This window comes from Hymenobacter sediminis (assembly GCF_003231285.1).
In the GTDB taxonomy this organism is placed as follows: domain Bacteria; phylum Bacteroidota; class Bacteroidia; order Cytophagales; family Hymenobacteraceae; genus Hymenobacter; species Hymenobacter sediminis.
Genome location: NZ_QKNS01000001.1, coordinates 650844 through 668282 on the forward strand (window position 1 = coordinate 650844; position 17439 = coordinate 668282).

The window sequence follows — 17439 nt, forward strand, 5'->3', positions numbered from 1 at the left end:
TCTTGTCAGACGAAATTACCGCGCCCGGTACCGCTTCCTGGTTACCTTTGGCGTATACCAACTCCAATTGTGTTGTAGGATTTATAAAAGAAGCCTGCTACCTAAGAAGTCTGGTTGGTCTGCCTGGTGCAGCACCTCAACTTTGGCAACAAGGGCTAAAATTTGTACTTATCGGATTCGTATAAAGCATATATATATCATAATATTGTAGCAACATATCGTCAGCCTTCCGAGCTCGTCAAGCAAGTAAAGGCTTGACTGTAAGAAGCCATAGGTTATTCCTGCACTCTTCTGATCCGGAAATTAGGCCGGATAGTGTTATTGCATTCTTCGTCTATATTTCTATCCATTAACCCCTCATAACGCCATGCTATAAAACCTGTGCCTATCCCGAATATTGCACTTCTGTAAAACCGACAACTTGTATCTTTGGACTGGACCACGCCCTGCGTGTATCCTACCGAACCAACCTACCCGCTCTTACTCACACACACCTTTTTGCGCTCAACCCGTTTCCTGTATGAACCAGATGAATAGCCCCCTGATTAGGATCGGCGTCTTCTATGACGGCAATTATTTCCTAAAGATCAGTGATTACTACTACTTCCAGCATGACCGTAAGGCCCGTATTAGCCTGGAAGGTCTCCATGAATTTATCCGTCACCAAGTAGCTGAAGAAGAAGACGTAGATCTGCGTCTGAGCCAAATTATCGACTCACACTTCTTCCGCGGCCGTTTATCTGCCACCGAAGCCCGCGACAAAGACCGTCTGTTCCACGACCGTCTGCTCGATGATATTCTGATGAACATGGGCATTACCACCCACTACATGCCCCTGAAAACGCGCGATGGCCGTTTGCAGGAAAAAGGCATTGATGTGTGGCTGTCTCTGGAAGCTCTGGAACTAGCTATCCACAAGAGCTTCGATGTGGTAGTGCTTATTGCTGGCGACTCTGACTACGCTCCCCTGATCAAGAAGCTGAACACCGTGGGCACCCGCGTGATGCTGCTGAACTGGGACTTCAAATACACCGACTTCAAAGGCGAAAACCGCGTAACCCGTGCTTCGCAGCAGCTGCTGGAGCAGGCTACCTACCCCGTGCAGATGCACGACATCATCGATCAGGGCATCAACGCCGGCGACGAGCTGATTGAGGCCATGTTCGTGAATACGCCCGAGCCGGCTGCTTTCCCCGCTGCTCCTAAGCCCGTGCGCCCCACTGGCCCCACGGCAGCTGGCCCAGTAGGCACGGTAGGCATCAGCACCATCAAAAACCTGAAGAACGGCTTCGGTTTCGTGGTAATGCCCCCGAACAACCTGTTCTTCAGCTACGCTGATATGGCCGAAGGTGACTTCAACGACCTGCGTGAAGGCGACTGGGTAGAGTTTACGGTGGGCCGTAATCACCGCGACGAAGACTGCGCCCGCAACGTACGCAAAGTAGAAGCCCCCGAGATGGAGGAAGGAGATGAATACGACGAGCACGAACACGAGTCGGCCAGCTCGCCCGAACGCCTCTAATACCCTTTAGTTTTTCGGTTCGGTCGCTCCAAAGCCGCCGGACAGCCCGCTTGTGAGTCGGGCTGTTCGGCGGCTTCCGTTTTAGGGGAAGCGGTGAAACGGTAAACTTCCATTCAGACGGCGCGAGTGGCGCAAGCAAGCCCGGCGGAGCGGCACGCCGGTAGGTGGAGACGTGGCGATAATGATTAAACCCTTAACAAGGCAACATTTGCCGTTCAATGACAGGCATTGCCTTATTAAGGGTTTGAGCAGATAACAGGGGTAGGCCAGCTACCAATGCCACACCCCACCGGAGACTCTGAACGGCAAGCTCACCATCTTACTTCTCGGCAGGAAACAGCAGGTTGTGGAAGTCGCGCTTGGTGGCGGGGTAGCGGTTGAAGGTGCCCATGCCGCGGGCCACCAACAGGTTGTCGCGGGTGGGGCAGGTGATGAAGGCACTACTTACGATGAGCGTTTTGCCGTTGTGCTCTACTACCCCGTGGGCCACCAGCGCATCGTGCAGGCGTACGGGGTGGAGGTAGTTGATTTTGAACTCCACAGTCGATACCAACTCGCCAGCAGTAAAAGCCAAAGACAAAGCCGCCGCGCCTAGAGTAGCATCCATTAGCCCGGCCAGCACCCCGCCGTGGCAGGTGCCTGGTGAGGAAAGATGCTCGTCGCGCACGGTCATGGTGTAGCGCACGTCGCCGGGCTGGTCTACGGCTAGGTCCATGCCATTGGTGCGGCCGTAGTGGTTCATTTGGTTGTAGATGGCAATAAGGGCAGGTACATCGGGGGTGGGCTGCATGGAGAGAGGAAGAGTTGGAATAGCCGTAAAAGGTAAAGTACTTTAGAGAAACCCCACGACCATGCCTACCTACGCCTCCTTCGCCGACTTCTACCCCTACTATCTGCGCGAGCATCAGCAGCGCGGCACTCGCATTCTGCATTTTATTGGCACCTCGCTGTTTCTGGTGGGGGTAGGGCTGGCGCTGGTGTGGGCTAGGCCATTGCTGGTGTTGGCGGGGGTAGTAGCGGCTTATGGGTTTGCCTGGGTGGGGCACTTCTTTGTAGAGCATAACCGCCCGGCCACCTTCCAGCACCCCTGGCTTTCCCTGCGCGGCGACTTTCAGCTGTACTGGGATTTGCTGCGGGGCAAGGAGAAATTCTGACTGGCAGCCCCGCGCGGCTACAGCGCCCGCCGCATCAGGAAGTGTGGAATAGTGCCGAACAGCGTGTGGGAGGGCGCCACCACCGCATAGCCCAGGCGCTGGTAAAACGGTACAGCCTGCTCACGGGCGTGCAAAACCACCTCAGTAAAGCCCTGGCCACGGGCAGCGGTTTCCAGATACTCCAGCACCTGCCGCCCCACGCCGCGCCCTTGCCAGGCGGGGTGCACGGCCATAAACCGAACCTGCCCCTGGCCGGGGCCGGATGGGTGCAGCCGCCCTACCCCCGCCGCGAAGCCTTCCGGGGCCAGGAGCAAGGCATGAGTGGTGGTAGGGTCCTGGTCATCGTTGGCTTGCTCTGAGCCCTCGGGCTGCTGCCAGGGCTGGCGGAGCACTTCGTAGCGGAGGCGGTAGTAGGCGGCCCATTCGGCTGGAGTTTGGGGGGTAGTAATGGCTGGCATGGGTAGGGAGCAGATGACTGCCGCCAAGATACCCAGAAGCCGCCGGCAACTCATGGCTCGGCAGTTTCAGCATTTCAGGGCCTCCTTATCTTTGAGCCTAACCTGCGCGGCTGCCTCACGTAGCCTACTCTACATTTCTCCCCATTTTTCTCCCATGGCCTCGTTTGATATTGTCAGCAAAGTAGATCCGCAAACCCTTGAAAATGCGGTGAACACAGCCAAAAAAGAACTCCAGACCCGCTACGACCTGCGCGACACCAAGGGCGGCATCGAGCTGGATAAGAAAGCCAATACCATCACGCTCAGCTCCGAAAATTCCATGCGCATCAAGGCCCTGGAAGACATTCTGCTGGCCCGAATCGTGAAGCAGGGCATTGATGGCACGGCCCTCGATTTCACGGCCGAGGAGCAGGCTAGCGGTGCTTTGGTCAAGAAAGTGGTAAAGGTGCGGGCCGGCGTCGATAAGGAGGTAGGCCGCAAAATCATCAAAGCCATCAAAGACGGCAAAGCCAAGGTAGAAGCCCAGATGCAGGACGACCAGGTGCGCGTCACGGCCAAGAAAATCGACGAGCTGCAGACCGCCATTGCCTTGGTCCGCCGCGCCGACGTAGGCCAGCCCCTGCAGTTTGTGAACATGAAATCGTAGGGAAGTAAGGTGGCGAGGTGAATAGCAACAGGGACCAAGGGGCAGGAAAATAGTAGCCGGACTGCTACCCCCTGCCTCTCCCGAAAACTGCTGCCACCTCTCACTGGGTACCCCTTACTTCTCTCTCCCTACTGCTTCACCTCATCCCTCCCTTTGCCAGACCATGAATTTCGACTTCTCCGTTTTCTCCGACCCCCAAACCTGGGTGAGCCTGCTGACGCTCACATTCATGGAGATAGTGCTGGGGATTGATAACATCATCTTTATTTCCATCATCGTAAATCGCCTGCCGCAGGAGCAGCACAGTCGGGGCCGCACTATAGGCTTGTTGCTGGCGCTGCTGTTCCGCATTGGGCTGCTGCTGAGCATTTCCTGGATTGTGGGCCTGAAGGCGCCGCTCTTCACCTTGCCCGTGCCCTGGATGGCTGATGGCTGGAACGTGACGGGCCGCGACCTGATTTTGCTGGGCGGCGGCTTGTTCCTGATTGGCAAAAGCACCACCGAAATTCACACCAAGCTGCAAGGCGAGGAAGAGGGGGAACACGGCTCGAAAGGCGCCGCCACAATGGGGAGCGTTATCGTGCAGATCGTTCTCATTGATATTGTGTTCAGCTTTGATTCCATTCTCACGGCCGTGGGCCTTGTGGATAACGTGCTGATTATGATTCTGGCCGTTATTCTTTCCATGGGCGTTATGCTGGCCTTCAGCGGCATCGTAGCCGATTTCGTGAACCGCAACCCCACCATCAAAATGCTGGCCTTGTCGTTCCTGATTATGATTGGGGTGATGCTGGTGATGGAGGCCTTCCATAAGGAAATTGAGAAGGGCTACATCTACTTCGCTATGTTCTTCTCGCTGGTAGTAGAAGTGCTGAACATGCGCCTGCGGAAGAAAACCACGCCAGTTAATCTCCGCGACTCCCAGTTCGATTAACAACTGCCCTACCTGCTCTTATCAGGCAAAAGCGCCCGGAACGCAGGTTCCGGGCGCTTTTCGTTTATATTAAGCTAGGCGCTCCGCATAAAGTAGAGGATTACAATTAGCAGAAGGGCGCACCCTACCCCACAGTTGAGGGCCAAACCTGGGGCGCTGTGTTTGCGGGCCCCCAAGGCTGCCATCAGCAAGAGGAGCAGAGGCGCGAACACGAAGTTGCCGTAAATGGTGACTTCGTCCGCACGCTCAAGCATCTGGCCACTGACAGCTATGGCCCGCACCTGCCCGAACAAGGCGCTGGCCCTGATGGTAAGCCGTGTGCCAACTTCCCAGTTGTAATCGTAGTTGCGGAAGCTGAGGTGGGGTGTGCGAATGATATAGTAGGTCACGGACCCGCTCCGGCGCGAGGACATGGAATGCCGCTCCACGCTCTGGACTGGCTCCCGCTGATACTCCCGCGTCCAGCAGAAGTCCAGCACCAGCAGCGCACAAAACACGAGCATTAATTGGCAAAACCGCCTGCCCCAAGGTGCATAACGAGCATACAAGGCTGCGTACGGGTCGGGCGCGGGGCCCCGGCGCCGCGCGGCTGCCCGCCGGTGCCGGACTTCGGCCTGCGCACGGGTTGGAGCCGGAGTAGGGGGTAGGGCCGAAGCCTGCTCCGGTGGCCGGCGGCGAATGGCCAGGGCTGCATCGTAGAGCTGGCGGCGCGCCGGCTGGCTCAGCACATCATACGCGGCGTTTATGGCCAGGTACCGCTCGTGAGCCGCGGGGTCCGGAGTACGGTCGGGGTGGGTGAGCAGCACTAGGCGGCGGTAGGCCCTGCGGATTTCTTCGGGGGTAGCCTGCTCACTTACTTCCAGCGTAGCGTAAAATGTACTCATGCCGGAGTAAGTAACTGAGCCACCTCCGGGGTTTGGTCCTGTACCCGGCGCACTGCCAACTCCAGCAGACGCCGGTTCAGCTCGGCCCGATGCTCACGGTAAAAGGCTAGTTCAGGCGTCGTGAACATACCCACCATCAGCCCGATAATGGTATAGCGCAACTTAGTGTTGCGAGTAAGCAGCTCCAGCACCATCCGCTGCTGTTCGGTGGCATTGGCTCCCCGGAAGGGTATGTGATGGTCCTGCACGAAATCGGCTACTACCAACAGCAGCCGCTGATTTTGCAGCTTCAGTACCGGCCGCAGCGTCAGGTGCAGAAAGCTGCCGACGGTGTCGGCCGCATCGAGGGATGTAATAGATAATGCTGGGCGTAGCGCTAGCAGCGCGGCATCGGGGGCGGTAAGGGGGGTAGAAGAATCAGGCATAGCAAAACAGCGAATTACGCTGCGAGAGAAGTAAAAAATGCCCGCCCGGCCAGGGGGCCAGACGGGCATTTGGTTGTCGGAGTGGGCCGCCGAAGGGCTACCTCATCCACGCCAAAGGGTTAGTGCTGCACTACTACCTTCTTCGTGATGGTGCCTTCCGACGTGGTCAGGCGCACCATATATACGCCATTCGTGACGCTGGCGGTATTAATTTCTACGCCTTCTTGCAGGCGGTTAGCGGCTACCTGCTGCATTTGCACGCGCTGGCCCAGCAACGAAATCAGCTCAACCTGTACTAGCGTGGAGCTGCTTACCTGGGTGCGGATGCGCACTTGGCCGTTAGCCGGGTTCGGAGCTACTTCCAGCAGCTTCTCACTGAGGGGCTGACGGCTGCTCAGCACGGCAGCAGGCAGGTCGAAGGCAGCGGTTTGGTCAGCGAGGCTTTGGGAGCTGCCCTGCTTGGCACTGAAGCCCAGCCCACGGCGGGCGAATACGCGCCAGATCAGGCCGGAGTTGGCTGCTTTGTTGTTCAGGGAGTCAGCCTTCAGAATGGCGTTACGGCCATCTACAAAGCCCGGGTTGCAGGCTTGCAGCTTCAGACCATCCATCACCAGCTGCAGGGCAATGTTATTGCCGCCAGTAGAGCCGCGCAGGTCGGCGTTGTAGCCGTACTTGTTGATAAGAGCCCAGTTCAGGTCCCACAGCATGGAAGCCCACACATAACCGATGTTGTGCACCCCAGTATAATCACTGCCGCTCACAGTTTTGCCTACATAAGCAAACGTAGAGGGGTTAATGGTCATATTGGTGCTGTAACGGGTTGGACGGATGCCACCGCCGTCAATTCCTTCGAAGGAAGCATATGTACCAATGCCACGGGGAGTCGTTTCCACGTCAGTTGGCTTAGAGGTCATCCAGAGGGCAAAGAAGTCGCTCCAGCCTTCACCCATCTGCTCAGCACTGCGCAGGCAGTTGGGGGCCGAGGCGCCGCCCGTCAGGCGGGTAGAAATACCGTGGCCGTATTCGTGGGCGATAATACCATTGTCGAAATCACCGTCGCGGTAGTTGGTAATGCCGCTAGCTGAGAAGGTAACCGGCGTACCAGCCTGCAGCGCAGCCTTCAGCTTGTTGCCATCGGCCGTAGAAACCATCACACCTGGAATCCGGATGCCTACAGTATCAGCCGCGGCACCAAACGAAACAGCACCCTGCGTTGCATTATTATTAACAATAACTACCATTCGAGCCCCAGCGGCTTGCGCCTGTTGGACCTTAATTGCGAAGGTGCAGTCGCCGCGGTCAACCAAAGCAATGTTGCCTTTCACGGCCGCCGCGTTGGTGTAGGTAGCGCAGCCAAGTGTAGGCGTAGCCGTGCCGTCGTTTACCAGCACCAGGTTGCCGCTGATAGGGCCACTGATGGAGAGGCGGCGAGTAAATACGCCCTCAGCTGCTGTAATGGGCCCGGCCAGGTCGGCAGGTGCCGTCACGCTGGCTGTGGTGATGTTCTGGTCCCACAAATACATCTGCATCCGGGGGTTGCGGCCTTCAGCAGGGGTAGCAAAGTTGGCATTATTCAACCCAACCGAAAGCGCAATGATGGCGTCTTGGGCTTCCGCAAACACGGCGTCGTTGCCCCGGCCTTTACCGCTGTAGTTGGTGGTCTGGAAGTTGCCGCTGGCCTCGTCGAAGCCCTTACGGGCCATTACGTCGTGCATCATATTGTTCCAATAGAACAGGTTGATGATGGCCGCGTCGAGGTTGGCGGTAGGAGCAGTCGTTACGCTGTTGTTGAACGGTGCGTCAAAGATTTGGGTAGGACCACCCTTCGGGGCGTAGCCGCCGCGCCACAGCTCTGTGGTGGAGTTGTTACGGTTATTGCGGTCCTCGTAGGCGTACACGTTGTTACCGGCCGTGCGTAGGGAGTCGGCGCCGGGCTTCCCATCCACATCGTGCCAGCCGTAGGGCGACACGGCCGGGTCGGCGGGGTCTGTTACTACCTGGCGGGCACCGTGGTTAGGGCTTTCCACCGTAATGGGCCACACGTTGTAGCTGTTAGGCGCCGTGGGGCGGGCAGCCGGGGCCGGGGTAGGAGTAGTCACATAAGCCATGGGCGCGGTGAGCGGAGCCAGGCTAAAGTCATCGTGAATTACCAGATCATGCTGATCGAGCAATGCCCCCGAGGCGGCATCCACGCGCACGCTCCAATAGTTGCGAGCGTCTTTGGGGTAAATGGTTACATCCCACACCAGGCGCAACTCGCCGGTGGGCATGGGCAGGTACATGAGCTTAACCGGGATGGTTTCCAGGGAGATGCCGCCGGTTGAAAACTCGATGCCGGTAGCTGCCGTGCCCTGCTTCTCTACCCGCAGCCCTTGGGGCGCCGGCAGTTTCAGGGCGCGGGCTGCCGCCGATACGGCCTGCTCGGCCGAAAGACCAGGGGTAGCAGGCCGGGCCTGATCAGCTGTGTTGGCCACGAAGCTGCTGTGCAGGCTGGCTACCTTGCCCGTAGCGTTCAGGTGCACATCGGCTACGGCGTTATAAATTTCTACCCCTTGGTGGCGCTGCCGAAAATAAACGTGCGTGATGCCGTTGTGCTCATCGGTAAACGAGCTGGTCACCACCGGGTCAGCCACATCGGTCTTCTTCAGACCAAGAGCAGAGGTACGGGCCTGCAGGGCATTACGGGCCTGATCGAGCAGCACCGAAGACTGAGCAGCGGCCAGACCCGGAACAGCCAGCAGTGCGGCCGCCGCCAATGCCCGTGCTGTAGGAGTAAAGGTTGACTTCATTAAGAAGGGGTAGAGTTGTAAAATGAGGATAAGGGCAGATGAAAGAGGCCACCTAAGTGGGTGGCCCGTTCAAATCTACATAACAAAATGCTGATTTCGCGCGAGTATTTGCAAGTAAATAATCAGATAGTTGCCAGCATTGTATTCCGCAATGCGCATTACTGAGCACTACTCCATCCTAGCTTGCTGATGAAATCCCACAGCACTACTCCGGCGGCTACGCTTACGTTCAGGCTGTGCTTGGTGCCAAACTGCGGGATTTCTACGGCCGCGTCACACAGGGCCAGCACGTCGTCGTCCACCCCAAATACTTCGTTGCCCATTACCAGCGCGTAGGGGCGGCCGGTTTCGGGCTGAAAGGAGGGTAGGGGCTGGCTGCCGGTGGTCTGCTCTACGGCCACGACGATGTAACCAGCCGCTTTCAGTTGCTCGATGGCTGCTACGGTGGTAGGGGTATATTCCCAGGCTACCGACTCCGTAGAGCCTAGGGCGGTCTTCGTGATTTCGCGCTGGGGCGGGCGGCCAGTGATACCGCAGAGCCAGATTTTCTCAACGGCAAAAGCGTCGGCGGTGCGGAAAGCGGCTCCCACGTTATGCAGGCTGCGCACGTTGTCGAGCACTAGGGTGAGGGGGAATTTTCGCGTATTTTTGAAGTCTGCCACCGTCAGCCGGTTCAGCTCTTCCATGGAGAGTTTGCGCATGACGGCAAAGGTAGGAACGCGCCGCCGCGCATCAGCTGTTGGCCTTCTGTCTAGCCCCCAAAGCGAAGCTCCAGCTCGCAGGCTGGCACGCAGCATTTAGTGCCTCACCGCGGCCACTCCGCCCACCAATACCCGATGCTGGAGCTTCGGGCTACATACCGCCTTCCGTGAAAACCAAAGTTGCCGACCCCAACAAAAAGCCCATCCGCACGCACGGCTCCCTCGGCCCCGCGCCCGTAGTCGATACGCCGCTGATGAAGCAGTACTACCAGCTCAAGCAGGCCCACCCCGGTGCGGTGCTGCTGTTCCGGGTGGGTGACTTCTACGAAACCTTCGGCGAGGATGCCGTCACGGCCTCCCGCATCCTTGATATTACCCTGACCAAGCGCGGCGCCGGCACCGCTTCTGAAACTCCCCTGGCCGGTTTCCCCCACCACGCCCTCGACAACTACCTGCCTAAGCTGGTACGCGCCGGGCAGCGCGTGGCCATCTGCGACCAGCTCGAAGACCCCAAGCAGGCCAAGGGCCTTGTGAAGCGCGGCATTACTGAGCTGGTGACGCCCGGCGTGAGCCTGCACGACAACGTGCTGGAGCGCAAAAGCAACAACTACCTCTGCGCCGTGCATTTCGGCAAGCAGGAGGCTGGTATTTCGTTTCTGGACATCAGCACCGGCGAGTTTCTGGTAGCTCAGGGCACAGTGGACTACCTGGGCAAGCTGCTCCAGAACTTCCAGCCCGCCGAGGTGCTGTTCTGCAAGAAAAGCCGTCGCGAGTTCGAGGAGCACTTTGGCCCCGATTTCTGCCACTACGCCCTCGATGAGTGGGTTTTCGGCTTCGACTACGGCCACGATACGCTTACTCGTCATTTCAATACTACCTCCCTCAAAGGCTTTGGCATTGATGGGCTACGCGAGGGCATTACGGCGGCGGGCTGCATCCTGCACTACCTCGCTGAAACCAAGCATACTGATGTGGGCCATATCGGTAGCATCGGGCGTTTGGAGGAAGACAAGTACGTGTGGCTCGACCGGTTCACCGTGCGCAACCTAGAACTTGTGCAGCCCCAGCACCCCGGCGGCGTGCCTCTCATTGATATTCTGGATCAGACCGTGACGCCCATGGGGGCGCGTCTGCTGCGCAAATGGGTAGTGCTGCCTCTGAAGGAGCCCGCCCAGATTCAGCGCCGCCTCGACACGGTAGATGCTCTGCTGCAAACGCCTGAGTTGCTGGAAAACCTCTTGCAGCACCTGCGCCAGATCAACGACCTGGAGCGCCTGATTTCCAAGGTGGCCGTGCGCCGCATCAACCCGCGTGAACTGCTGCAGTTGGCCCGGGCCCTCGAAGCCATCGGGCCCATCCGGGAGCAATTGGCCGCTTCGGGTATCCGGGCCCTGCAGAAGCTGGCTGACCAACTTAACCCCTGCGCCGCCCTACGCGAGGAAATCCGCACGAAGATTAAGGAAGACGCTCCCATCCTGACCAACCAGGGCGGCGTGCTGAATGACGGAGTGGATAAAGAGCTGGATGAGCTGCGCCAGATGGCTTTTTCGGGCAAAGACTACCTCTTCCAGTTGCAGCAACGTGCCATTCAGGAAACCGGCATTGGCTCCCTAAAAGTAGCTTACAACAAGGTGTTCGGCTACTATCTGGAGGTGACGAATGCCCACAAGGACAAGGTGCCCGCCTCCTGGATTCGGAAGCAGACCCTGGTCAATGCGGAGCGCTACATCACGGAGGAGCTGAAAACCTACGAGGAGAAAATTCTGCACGCCGAGGAGCGCCTGTTCGTCATTGAGCAGAACATCTACAACGACCTGGTGCTGTTCGCTGCCGAGTACGTAGCCCAGATTCAGCAGAACGCCCGCGCTATTGGCGTGGCCGACTGCCTGGCGTCCTTTGCCGCTACTGCCCGCCAGCACCGCTATGTTAAGCCCGTAGTTGATGACTCTACCACCCTCGATATTACGGCTGGCCGCCACCCCGTTATTGAGCGCCAGTTACCCCCCGGCGAGCAGTACATCCCCAACGACATTCGCCTGGACCAGGAAGATCAGCAGATTGTGGTGATTACAGGGCCGAATATGGCCGGCAAATCGGCACTACTGCGCCAAACGGCCCTGATTGTGCTACTAGCCCAAATCGGGTCCTTCGTGCCGGCTGATGCAGCCCACGTTGGCGTTATCGACAAGATCTTTACCCGCGTAGGTGCCTCCGATAACCTGAGCAAGGGCGAAAGCACCTTTATGGTGGAGATGACCGAAACGGCCTCTATTCTGAACAATCTCTCGGATAGAAGCTTGGTTCTGATGGACGAAATCGGACGGGGTACCAGCACCTACGACGGCATCAGCATTGCCTGGGCCATTGTAGAGCACCTGCACAACAACCCCAAGGCGCGGGCCAAAACACTTTTCGCTACCCATTACCACGAGCTAAACCAGTTAGCCGACGACTGCTCGCGGGTGCGCAACTACAACGTAGCTGTGAAGGAAGCCGACGGCCGCATTCTGTTTCTGCGCAAGCTGCGCGAAGGTGGCTCGGAGCATTCCTTTGGTATTCACGTAGCCCGTATGGCCGGCATGCCTACCTCTGTCGTGCTGCGCGCCAACGAAATTATGCATCACCTGGAGCAGGAGCGCACTTCTACGGGCGCTGAAATCGATGTGCCCACGGAGTTCGACGAAGTGTTGGCTGGTTTGGATGAGCACTCAGTAGGTGGCAAAGTGTTGCCCCTAAATGGTGTACTGCCTGCTTCTGCAGAGGCAACTCGGCGCGGACCCAAGGCCCAGCCGGCGGCTGCCGTACATAATGCCCCGCGCCCCAGCCTTCAGCTCAGCATGTTTGAGCCCGCTGATCCGGCTCTGGAGCGCATCCGGGAGCTGCTGGAGAAGCTGGATGTAAATACGCTCACGCCCATTGAGGCGCTGCTTAAACTCAATGAGCTGAAGCTAACCATAGCCCCTCGATAAAAGACTGTCTTCTCACCAAAGCCCTACCCCCGTTGCCTTTCTGAAGGTGGTGGGGGTAGGGCTTTTTCTTCGGTCTGCTTCGTGGAAAGAAGTTGAGTCGTGGAAAAACAGACTTTTCAAGTAAAATTTTTCTGCCTGAAAATCAGTAAAAAAGCTTCGATGGACAGAAAAAGTGCGGTTTTTTTTGAGGGCACCTCTTGACTTCAGGATTTCCTGTACTACCTTTGTCACATCAAAACGCCACTACGGCGCCAAGATCGAAAGCGAGAGTAGCTCAGTTGGTAGAGCGCGACCTTGCCAAGGTCGAGGTCGCGAGTTCGAACCTCGTCTCCCGCTCCAAAAAAGACCCTGCTAAACGGCAGGGTCTTTTGCTTTATATTAAGGTTTGCTTCAAACTTATTTTAGCCACTCAGTTAGTGCATTAAGATTAGCTTTGGTACTTACTTGTGCATAAAAGGGTAAGCTGCCTTCCGCATTTGCTGATTTTGCAGTTACTTTGTTGCACTGCGGTGTTGGCCGCAAGCCAGCCACAAGCCAGAGTGGTGTAATGGTAGCCACGAGGGACTTAAAATCCCTTGTCTTCACGGACGTACGGGTTCGAGTCCCGTCTCTGGTACAAAAAAGCCTCCTAGCAAGTATGCTAAGAGGCTTTTTCGTTTATATCAAGCTATTTCACCTCCACGCTCTGCGAGTAGGTAGTACCATCGGGGGTGGATAGTTTGAGGGCGTAGATGCCCGGCGGAAGCTGGGCGCAGTTGAAGGTAGCCTGTACGTGGGCTTGGTCGGTGGCAAGAACCGGCTGTGTAGCTACTAACGTGCCGAATGCGTTGTGTAAAGATGCCTTGCCAGTAACGAGCATTCCATTCCGGGGCCAAGGGAGGCGGGCCGTGAGCTGGCCATGCACAGGGTTGGGGTAAACTTCGAGGGTAGGCAGACCGGAGCTCGCTCGATCAGGCGGGACAGGGGAAGCATTGAGTCTTGCTACGAAGCCGCTAGTGCGGGTACCGGTTGCCACTGTAATCCGGCCGAATGAGGCCGTGCCGGTGAGCGTACCGGCTAGGTACAGCCGGCCTATCCAGTCCTGAGCAATGCCACCGGGGCGGCAACTCCCGCTGGTACCATAGGTTTCTGAGGCGTATATAGAGCCATCGGGCCGAAAATGATGGAGCAGGATTTTGGGTTCGTTGGCGACGTTCAAGCGCTGCCCGACTAAGGTGCCAGAGCCCGTGAGGGTGGTCACGAGGGAGCTGCTATACTCAGGGGCGCTGGTGCCTACCCCCTCAACCCACTGCAAGGTGCCCGTGCGGGTGTAGCGAGCCAGAAACTGGTCAGTGCCACCATTGCTTATAAGCGGCTGGCCTCCCAGTGAGGCAGCACCCGAATAATCACCCGCTACGTAAATATTGCCCTGAGCATCGGTGCTCAAGCTTTGAATACGCATGGCTACTCTGCCTGCTCCACCGCCTTGCCGTAGCCACTGCAGGCTGCCAGATTTGGCATTGAAGCTGGCGAGGTAACAGTCGGTACCACTGGTAGTTAGTTCTTTGCCTCCCAGAGTTATGTCATTCGTGAACGTGCCACCTACCAGGCAGTTATTACGACCATCCAGTGCTACGTCGGCGCCACTGGCCCCGAAAGACGAGTAATTACCCGATACTTTGGCCCACGCCACGGCTCCGTTGGTGGTATAACAAGCCACGTACATGACCCGCCGGCTGCCCCCCACGGTCTGGTTGCCGAAATGAATGCCACCGTAGTCGGAGGAGCCGGTTATGTAGCTATTGCCAGCGGCATCGGTGGCAATGGCCCGGCCGTTGCAGGAATATTGGTCAATCCCGAAGCGCTGCAGCCACTTTACCTGTCCATTCGAGCCGAATTTGACCAGTAAGCCCGAGTTGAAGGCTTCGTCGAAGCTGCTAATGCTGCCGCCGTTGCCGTAGGATACCACCCCAGCAAAACTGCCTACCACGTACACGTTACCGGCTGCATCCAACGACACGTCGGTGCCAATAGCCAGGGAATTGTAGAAAGAAGTTGTTTTGGGGTCGCGCCCAATTTGGGTGGCCCATACAGCCTGGCCGGCGGGCGTGTATTTGGCCAAGAACAAATCGGTGGTGCCACGACTGCTCAGGCTGATGCTGCCGAAATTCGCTGTGCCTGTAAAGGTGCCGGTCACGTAGCTGTTGCCTACGGCATCAGTGATAATGTTATTGGCCGAAACGGTGGCCGCAGGACCGGTAAGTTGCTGAACCCATGGGCCGTTTATTTGGGCAACGGTAGGGTAACAGCCTAATAGTAACAGAAATAGAAGAAGTGTTTTCATGCGGGTGGCAGAAAATGGGTGGAAAAGCAGCAGAAGGGCGAACCCAGCAGTAACCAGGGCCAGAACTCAAAGCAGAGTTGGCCTTCGGTTAAAAAGCAGGGGTAGCAACAGGCAAAAAGGGGTGGTCAGCACGAAGGGCTGGGGCAGCACAGAATATCAACAGCTTCAGGTAGATGAATATAGAAATTAGTTGTGAGATATTTGGATGTAATAGAGAAATACTAGTGGAGAATTAGCGTATTAAAAAAGGCAGCCTCAGGCTGTACTCGCCGCACCGAAAGCTTTGAGCACCGGCCAGGGGGTAGCGGTAATGCACCGGTTTCTCTACCTTTAAGCTTCTTACACCCGTTTTGCTTTCGTATGATGCCTCCGCAGCCTGCTTCGGCTCCCGATTACCAGCAGAAAATAAAGCAAGTATTTGCCGAGGTGGGCAAAGTGGTGGTGGGCCAGCACTACATGCTGAACCGGCTGCTGATTGGGCTGTTTACCGGCGGGCACATTCTGCTGGAAGGTGTGCCGGGCTTGGCTAAAACCCTGACGATTAGCACACTGTCTAAGGTGCTGCACCTGCATTTTCAGCGCGTACAGTTTACGCCCGACCTGCTGCCCTCTGACTTAGTAGGCACTATGATTTACAACCAGAATCAGTCAGAATTCGAGGTCAAGAAAGGTCCTATTTTCGCCAACTTGGTACTAGCCGACGAGGTGAACCGCTCCCCGGCCAAGGTTCAGAGCGCTCTGCTGGAAGCTATGCAGGAAAAGCAGGTAACCATTGGCGAAACCACCTATCCGCTGGATTTACCTTTTCTGGTACTGGCCACGCAAAACCCGGTGGAGCAGGAAGGTACCTACCCCTTGCCCGAAGCCCAGGTTGACCGGTTTATGATGAAGGTGTACGTGGACTACCTCAAGAAAACCGACGAACTGGAAGTAATGCGCCGCATGGCCAACATGAGCTATGTGGGCGAAGTAAGCCCAGTTCTGACCAAGGAAGATATTTTCGGAATCCGCCACCAAATCAATCAGGTGCAGATTTCCGAGACGCTGGAGAAATACATCATTGAGCTGGTTTTTGCTACCCGCAAGCCCGCCGAGTACGACCTAACGGAGTTTCAGCAGTACGTGCAATTCGGAGTGAGCCCCCGCGCCAGCATTGCCCTGCACCGGGCGGCCAAAGCCGTAGCCTTCCTGGACGAACGCGATTACGTGCTACCCGAAGACATTAAGGAGGTAGCCACCGATGTCTTGAACCACCGCATCCTACTCAACTACGAAGCCGAGGCCGACGGCATCCGCACCCAGGACATGATTGAAGCCATTCTGCGCAAGGTGCCTATCAGCTAGAAGCAATTGCTATCCTAGCCGCTGCCGCAGTAGCTGCCAGAAGTAAAGCGCATCGGCTGGTTGGGGAAGCAGGGCCACAAAGGACGCTCCGGTAGCCTTTAGGAAGCGAGGCAGGAGGAATAAGGTAGAGGCCGTATACGAGAGTGTAGCGGCCAGAGCAGCCCCCTGAATGCCAAAGCGCGGAATCAGCAGGGTACAGGCTAGCAGAGTAACGCCGAGCCCTACCACTGAAGCCAGGTTGTTGATGTTGTAGCGTGCCACACCAGAAAAGTAACTGCTCATCATCATTTGGGTAGCCATAATGACGGCTCCGGGGGCCAGCAACAACATAACTGGTCGGGCTGGGCCAAACTCAGGGCCGAACAAAGTTGTGAGCCACTCGGTGGGTAAGGCAACCAGTGTGCCCAGCGCTACCCCTGTACCTAGCACCGTGAGGCGAGCTACTCGTAGCGTTGCATCAGAAAGATTGCCTGCGTCGGCAGCATGCACCAGATCGACGTATTGAATCAGAGCCGTGCTGCGTGGAATCAGCCAAACTGCCTCTACCAATGCTACCCCTACCGAAAGGATGCCCATAGACCGAACATCAGCGTAATGGACGACAAAGTAGTAGCTGAGGCGGTAGTTGGCGAAGGCTAAGATGTTGGAGAAGTGCGCCCCCCGACTGTGCCGGGCCAGTTCGCGGGTAGTGGCGCGCAGCCGCCGACCTAGGTGTCGGTGCTGGTCGGGTTGTTGGAGTATAGGAATGAAGCTCAGCAACAGCGGCAGCCCGAACGCCAAGTAGGAGACCTGATAGTATGTCTGGACCGAAAGCCAGCGTCCTCCAGCCCAGAAAGATAGCAGTAGTCCGCCGGCCAGTAAGCCTACCTGGCTTATGGTGAGTAAGTTATAAGCCGATTCGCGGCGACGGCCCAGTACCAGCAGCGTATTAATCGATAGAAAGGCTTGTAGGGTACTAAGCCCAGCCAAATGCACTAGGTACGCTGAGCCAGGATGGCGTACTACCCCAACTACTACTGTTCCGAGCGTGCAAACCGCCACTGCCCACACGTAGGAGGGAAGCAGTAGGTGCCAGAGGTTGCGGCGTGGAGCCAGGTAAATCAATGACGAACCGCCTACCAGGCCAAGAAAGAGCAATATCGCCGCGCAATCCGTCGTGAAGAGGCTCACGGCACCCCGGCCTGCCGCGCCTAGGTAGCGCGCTGTCAGCCAAACAACTCCGAAGCTGAGTAAGGCCGTACCCAGGCGGGTAGCAAAATTATGGACAATGCGGCGGAGCATAGGGCCGGT

General features: G+C 57.1%; 14 protein-coding genes and 2 tRNA genes. 8 read left to right on the top strand and 8 right to left on the bottom strand.

All coding sequences use genetic code 11. The features are described 5' to 3' along the window. Window positions 1–520: 520 nt before the first annotated feature. Window positions 521–1522: an NYN domain-containing protein gene (locus DNI29_RS02795; RefSeq protein WP_110976540.1), complete on the top strand. Its 1002-nt coding sequence runs from the start codon at window positions 521–523 to the stop codon at window positions 1520–1522. Between the two features lie 319 nt (window positions 1523–1841). On the opposite strand, the gene DNI29_RS02800 is transcribed toward DNI29_RS02795, so the two are convergent. Continuing rightward, window positions 1842–2312: a PaaI family thioesterase gene (locus tag DNI29_RS02800; protein WP_110976541.1), complete on the bottom strand. Its 471-nt coding sequence runs from the start codon at window positions 2310–2312 to the stop codon at window positions 1842–1844. A gap of 61 nt (window positions 2313–2373) precedes the next feature. Here DNI29_RS02800 and DNI29_RS02805 point away from each other — a divergent pair, with 61 nt between their 5' ends. Further along, window positions 2374–2676 carry an Mpo1-like protein gene (locus DNI29_RS02805; RefSeq protein ID WP_110976542.1) on the top strand — a complete coding sequence of 101 codons (303 nt, stop codon included), beginning with the start codon at window positions 2374–2376 and terminating at the stop codon, window positions 2674–2676. Between the two features lie 17 nt (window positions 2677–2693). Here DNI29_RS02805 and DNI29_RS02810 read toward each other — a convergent pair whose 3' ends face one another. Beyond that, the gene (locus DNI29_RS02810) at window positions 2694–3134 is read right to left on the bottom strand and encodes a GNAT family N-acetyltransferase (RefSeq protein WP_110976543.1); all 441 of its coding nucleotides are present in this window, start codon (window positions 3132–3134) and stop codon (window positions 2694–2696) included. Between the two features lie 154 nt (window positions 3135–3288). Between DNI29_RS02810 and DNI29_RS02815 the strand changes: the two genes are divergently transcribed. Next, window positions 3289–3780, top strand: a complete 492-nt coding sequence (locus DNI29_RS02815; RefSeq protein WP_110976544.1) for a YajQ family cyclic di-GMP-binding protein — start codon at window positions 3289–3291, stop codon at window positions 3778–3780. 163 nt (window positions 3781–3943) lie between these two features. Continuing rightward, window positions 3944–4714 (top strand): TerC family protein, encoded by a 771-nt coding sequence (locus DNI29_RS02820; RefSeq protein ID WP_110976545.1) that lies wholly within the window; start codon window positions 3944–3946, stop codon window positions 4712–4714. Between the two features lie 74 nt (window positions 4715–4788). Here the strand turns inward: DNI29_RS02820 and DNI29_RS02825 are convergent, their stop codons facing one another. The 4 genes from DNI29_RS02825 to DNI29_RS02840 form a co-directional block, all read right to left on the bottom strand. Next, on the bottom strand, window positions 4789–5598 hold the full coding sequence (locus tag DNI29_RS02825) for a J domain-containing protein (RefSeq protein WP_110976546.1): 810 nt from the start codon (window positions 5596–5598) through the stop codon (window positions 4789–4791). Next, window positions 5595–6023 carry a hypothetical protein gene (locus DNI29_RS02830; RefSeq protein WP_110976547.1) on the bottom strand — a complete coding sequence of 143 codons (429 nt, stop codon included), beginning with the start codon at window positions 6021–6023 and terminating at the stop codon, window positions 5595–5597. The genes DNI29_RS02825 and DNI29_RS02830 overlap by 4 nt, the downstream gene beginning before the upstream one ends. A gap of 119 nt (window positions 6024–6142) precedes the next feature. Further along, window positions 6143–8812: a T9SS-dependent M36 family metallopeptidase gene (locus tag DNI29_RS02835; protein ID WP_110976548.1), complete on the bottom strand. Its 2670-nt coding sequence runs from the start codon at window positions 8810–8812 to the stop codon at window positions 6143–6145. 158 nt (window positions 8813–8970) lie between these two features. Next, window positions 8971–9513: an RNA methyltransferase gene (locus DNI29_RS02840; RefSeq protein WP_110976549.1), complete on the bottom strand. Its 543-nt coding sequence runs from the start codon at window positions 9511–9513 to the stop codon at window positions 8971–8973. Between the two features lie 254 nt (window positions 9514–9767). Here DNI29_RS02840 and mutS point away from each other — a divergent pair, with 254 nt between their 5' ends. The 3 genes from mutS (at window position 9768) to DNI29_RS02855 (ending at window position 13098) form a co-directional block, all read left to right on the top strand. Then, window positions 9768–12482, top strand: coding sequence for a DNA mismatch repair protein MutS (gene mutS, locus DNI29_RS02845; RefSeq protein WP_110977271.1), 2715 nt, complete (start codon window positions 9768–9770; stop codon window positions 12480–12482). Between the two features lie 263 nt (window positions 12483–12745). Beyond that, window positions 12746–12821 (top strand) — tRNA-Gly (locus DNI29_RS02850). Between the two features lie 194 nt (window positions 12822–13015). Then, window positions 13016–13098 (top strand) — tRNA-Leu (locus DNI29_RS02855). Between the two features lie 51 nt (window positions 13099–13149). On the opposite strand, the gene DNI29_RS02860 is transcribed toward DNI29_RS02855, so the two are convergent. Continuing rightward, window positions 13150–14805: an SBBP repeat-containing protein gene (locus DNI29_RS02860; RefSeq protein WP_110976550.1), complete on the bottom strand. Its 1656-nt coding sequence runs from the start codon at window positions 14803–14805 to the stop codon at window positions 13150–13152. 360 nt (window positions 14806–15165) lie between these two features. Here DNI29_RS02860 and DNI29_RS02865 point away from each other — a divergent pair, with 360 nt between their 5' ends. Continuing rightward, window positions 15166–16149 carry an AAA family ATPase gene (locus tag DNI29_RS02865; protein WP_238387984.1) on the top strand — a complete coding sequence of 328 codons (984 nt, stop codon included), beginning with the start codon at window positions 15166–15168 and terminating at the stop codon, window positions 16147–16149. Between the two features lie 9 nt (window positions 16150–16158). Here DNI29_RS02865 and DNI29_RS02870 read toward each other — a convergent pair whose 3' ends face one another. After that, window positions 16159–17430: a lipopolysaccharide biosynthesis protein gene (locus DNI29_RS02870; RefSeq protein WP_123823043.1), complete on the bottom strand. Its 1272-nt coding sequence runs from the start codon at window positions 17428–17430 to the stop codon at window positions 16159–16161. Window positions 17431–17439 lie beyond the last annotated feature (9 nt).

Excerpts from the sequence above, each read along its gene's own strand:
- DNI29_RS02795 (WP_110976540.1), top strand. The coding sequence starts at position 521 with ATGAACCAGATGAATAGCCCCCTGATTAGGATCGGCGTCTTCTATGAC.
- DNI29_RS02800 (WP_110976541.1), bottom strand. The coding sequence starts at position 2,312 with ATGCAGCCCACCCCCGATGTACCTGCCCTTATTGCCATCTACAACCAA.
- DNI29_RS02805 (WP_110976542.1), top strand. The coding sequence starts at position 2,374 with ATGCCTACCTACGCCTCCTTCGCCGACTTCTACCCCTACTATCTGCGC.
- DNI29_RS02810 (WP_110976543.1), bottom strand. The coding sequence starts at position 3,134 with ATGCCAGCCATTACTACCCCCCAAACTCCAGCCGAATGGGCCGCCTAC.
- DNI29_RS02815 (WP_110976544.1), top strand. The coding sequence starts at position 3,289 with ATGGCCTCGTTTGATATTGTCAGCAAAGTAGATCCGCAAACCCTTGAA.
- DNI29_RS02820 (WP_110976545.1), top strand. The coding sequence starts at position 3,944 with ATGAATTTCGACTTCTCCGTTTTCTCCGACCCCCAAACCTGGGTGAGC.
- DNI29_RS02825 (WP_110976546.1), bottom strand. The coding sequence starts at position 5,598 with ATGAGTACATTTTACGCTACGCTGGAAGTAAGTGAGCAGGCTACCCCC.
- DNI29_RS02830 (WP_110976547.1), bottom strand. The coding sequence starts at position 6,023 with ATGCCTGATTCTTCTACCCCCCTTACCGCCCCCGATGCCGCGCTGCTA.
- DNI29_RS02835 (WP_110976548.1), bottom strand. The coding sequence starts at position 8,812 with ATGAAGTCAACCTTTACTCCTACAGCACGGGCATTGGCGGCGGCCGCA.
- DNI29_RS02840 (WP_110976549.1), bottom strand. The coding sequence starts at position 9,513 with ATGCGCAAACTCTCCATGGAAGAGCTGAACCGGCTGACGGTGGCAGAC.
- mutS (WP_110977271.1), top strand. The coding sequence starts at position 9,768 with ATGAAGCAGTACTACCAGCTCAAGCAGGCCCACCCCGGTGCGGTGCTG.
- DNI29_RS02860 (WP_110976550.1), bottom strand. The coding sequence starts at position 14,805 with ATGAAAACACTTCTTCTATTTCTGTTACTATTAGGCTGTTACCCTACC.
- DNI29_RS02865 (WP_238387984.1), top strand. The coding sequence starts at position 15,166 with ATGATGCCTCCGCAGCCTGCTTCGGCTCCCGATTACCAGCAGAAAATA.
- DNI29_RS02870 (WP_123823043.1), bottom strand. The coding sequence starts at position 17,430 with ATGCTCCGCCGCATTGTCCATAATTTTGCTACCCGCCTGGGTACGGCC.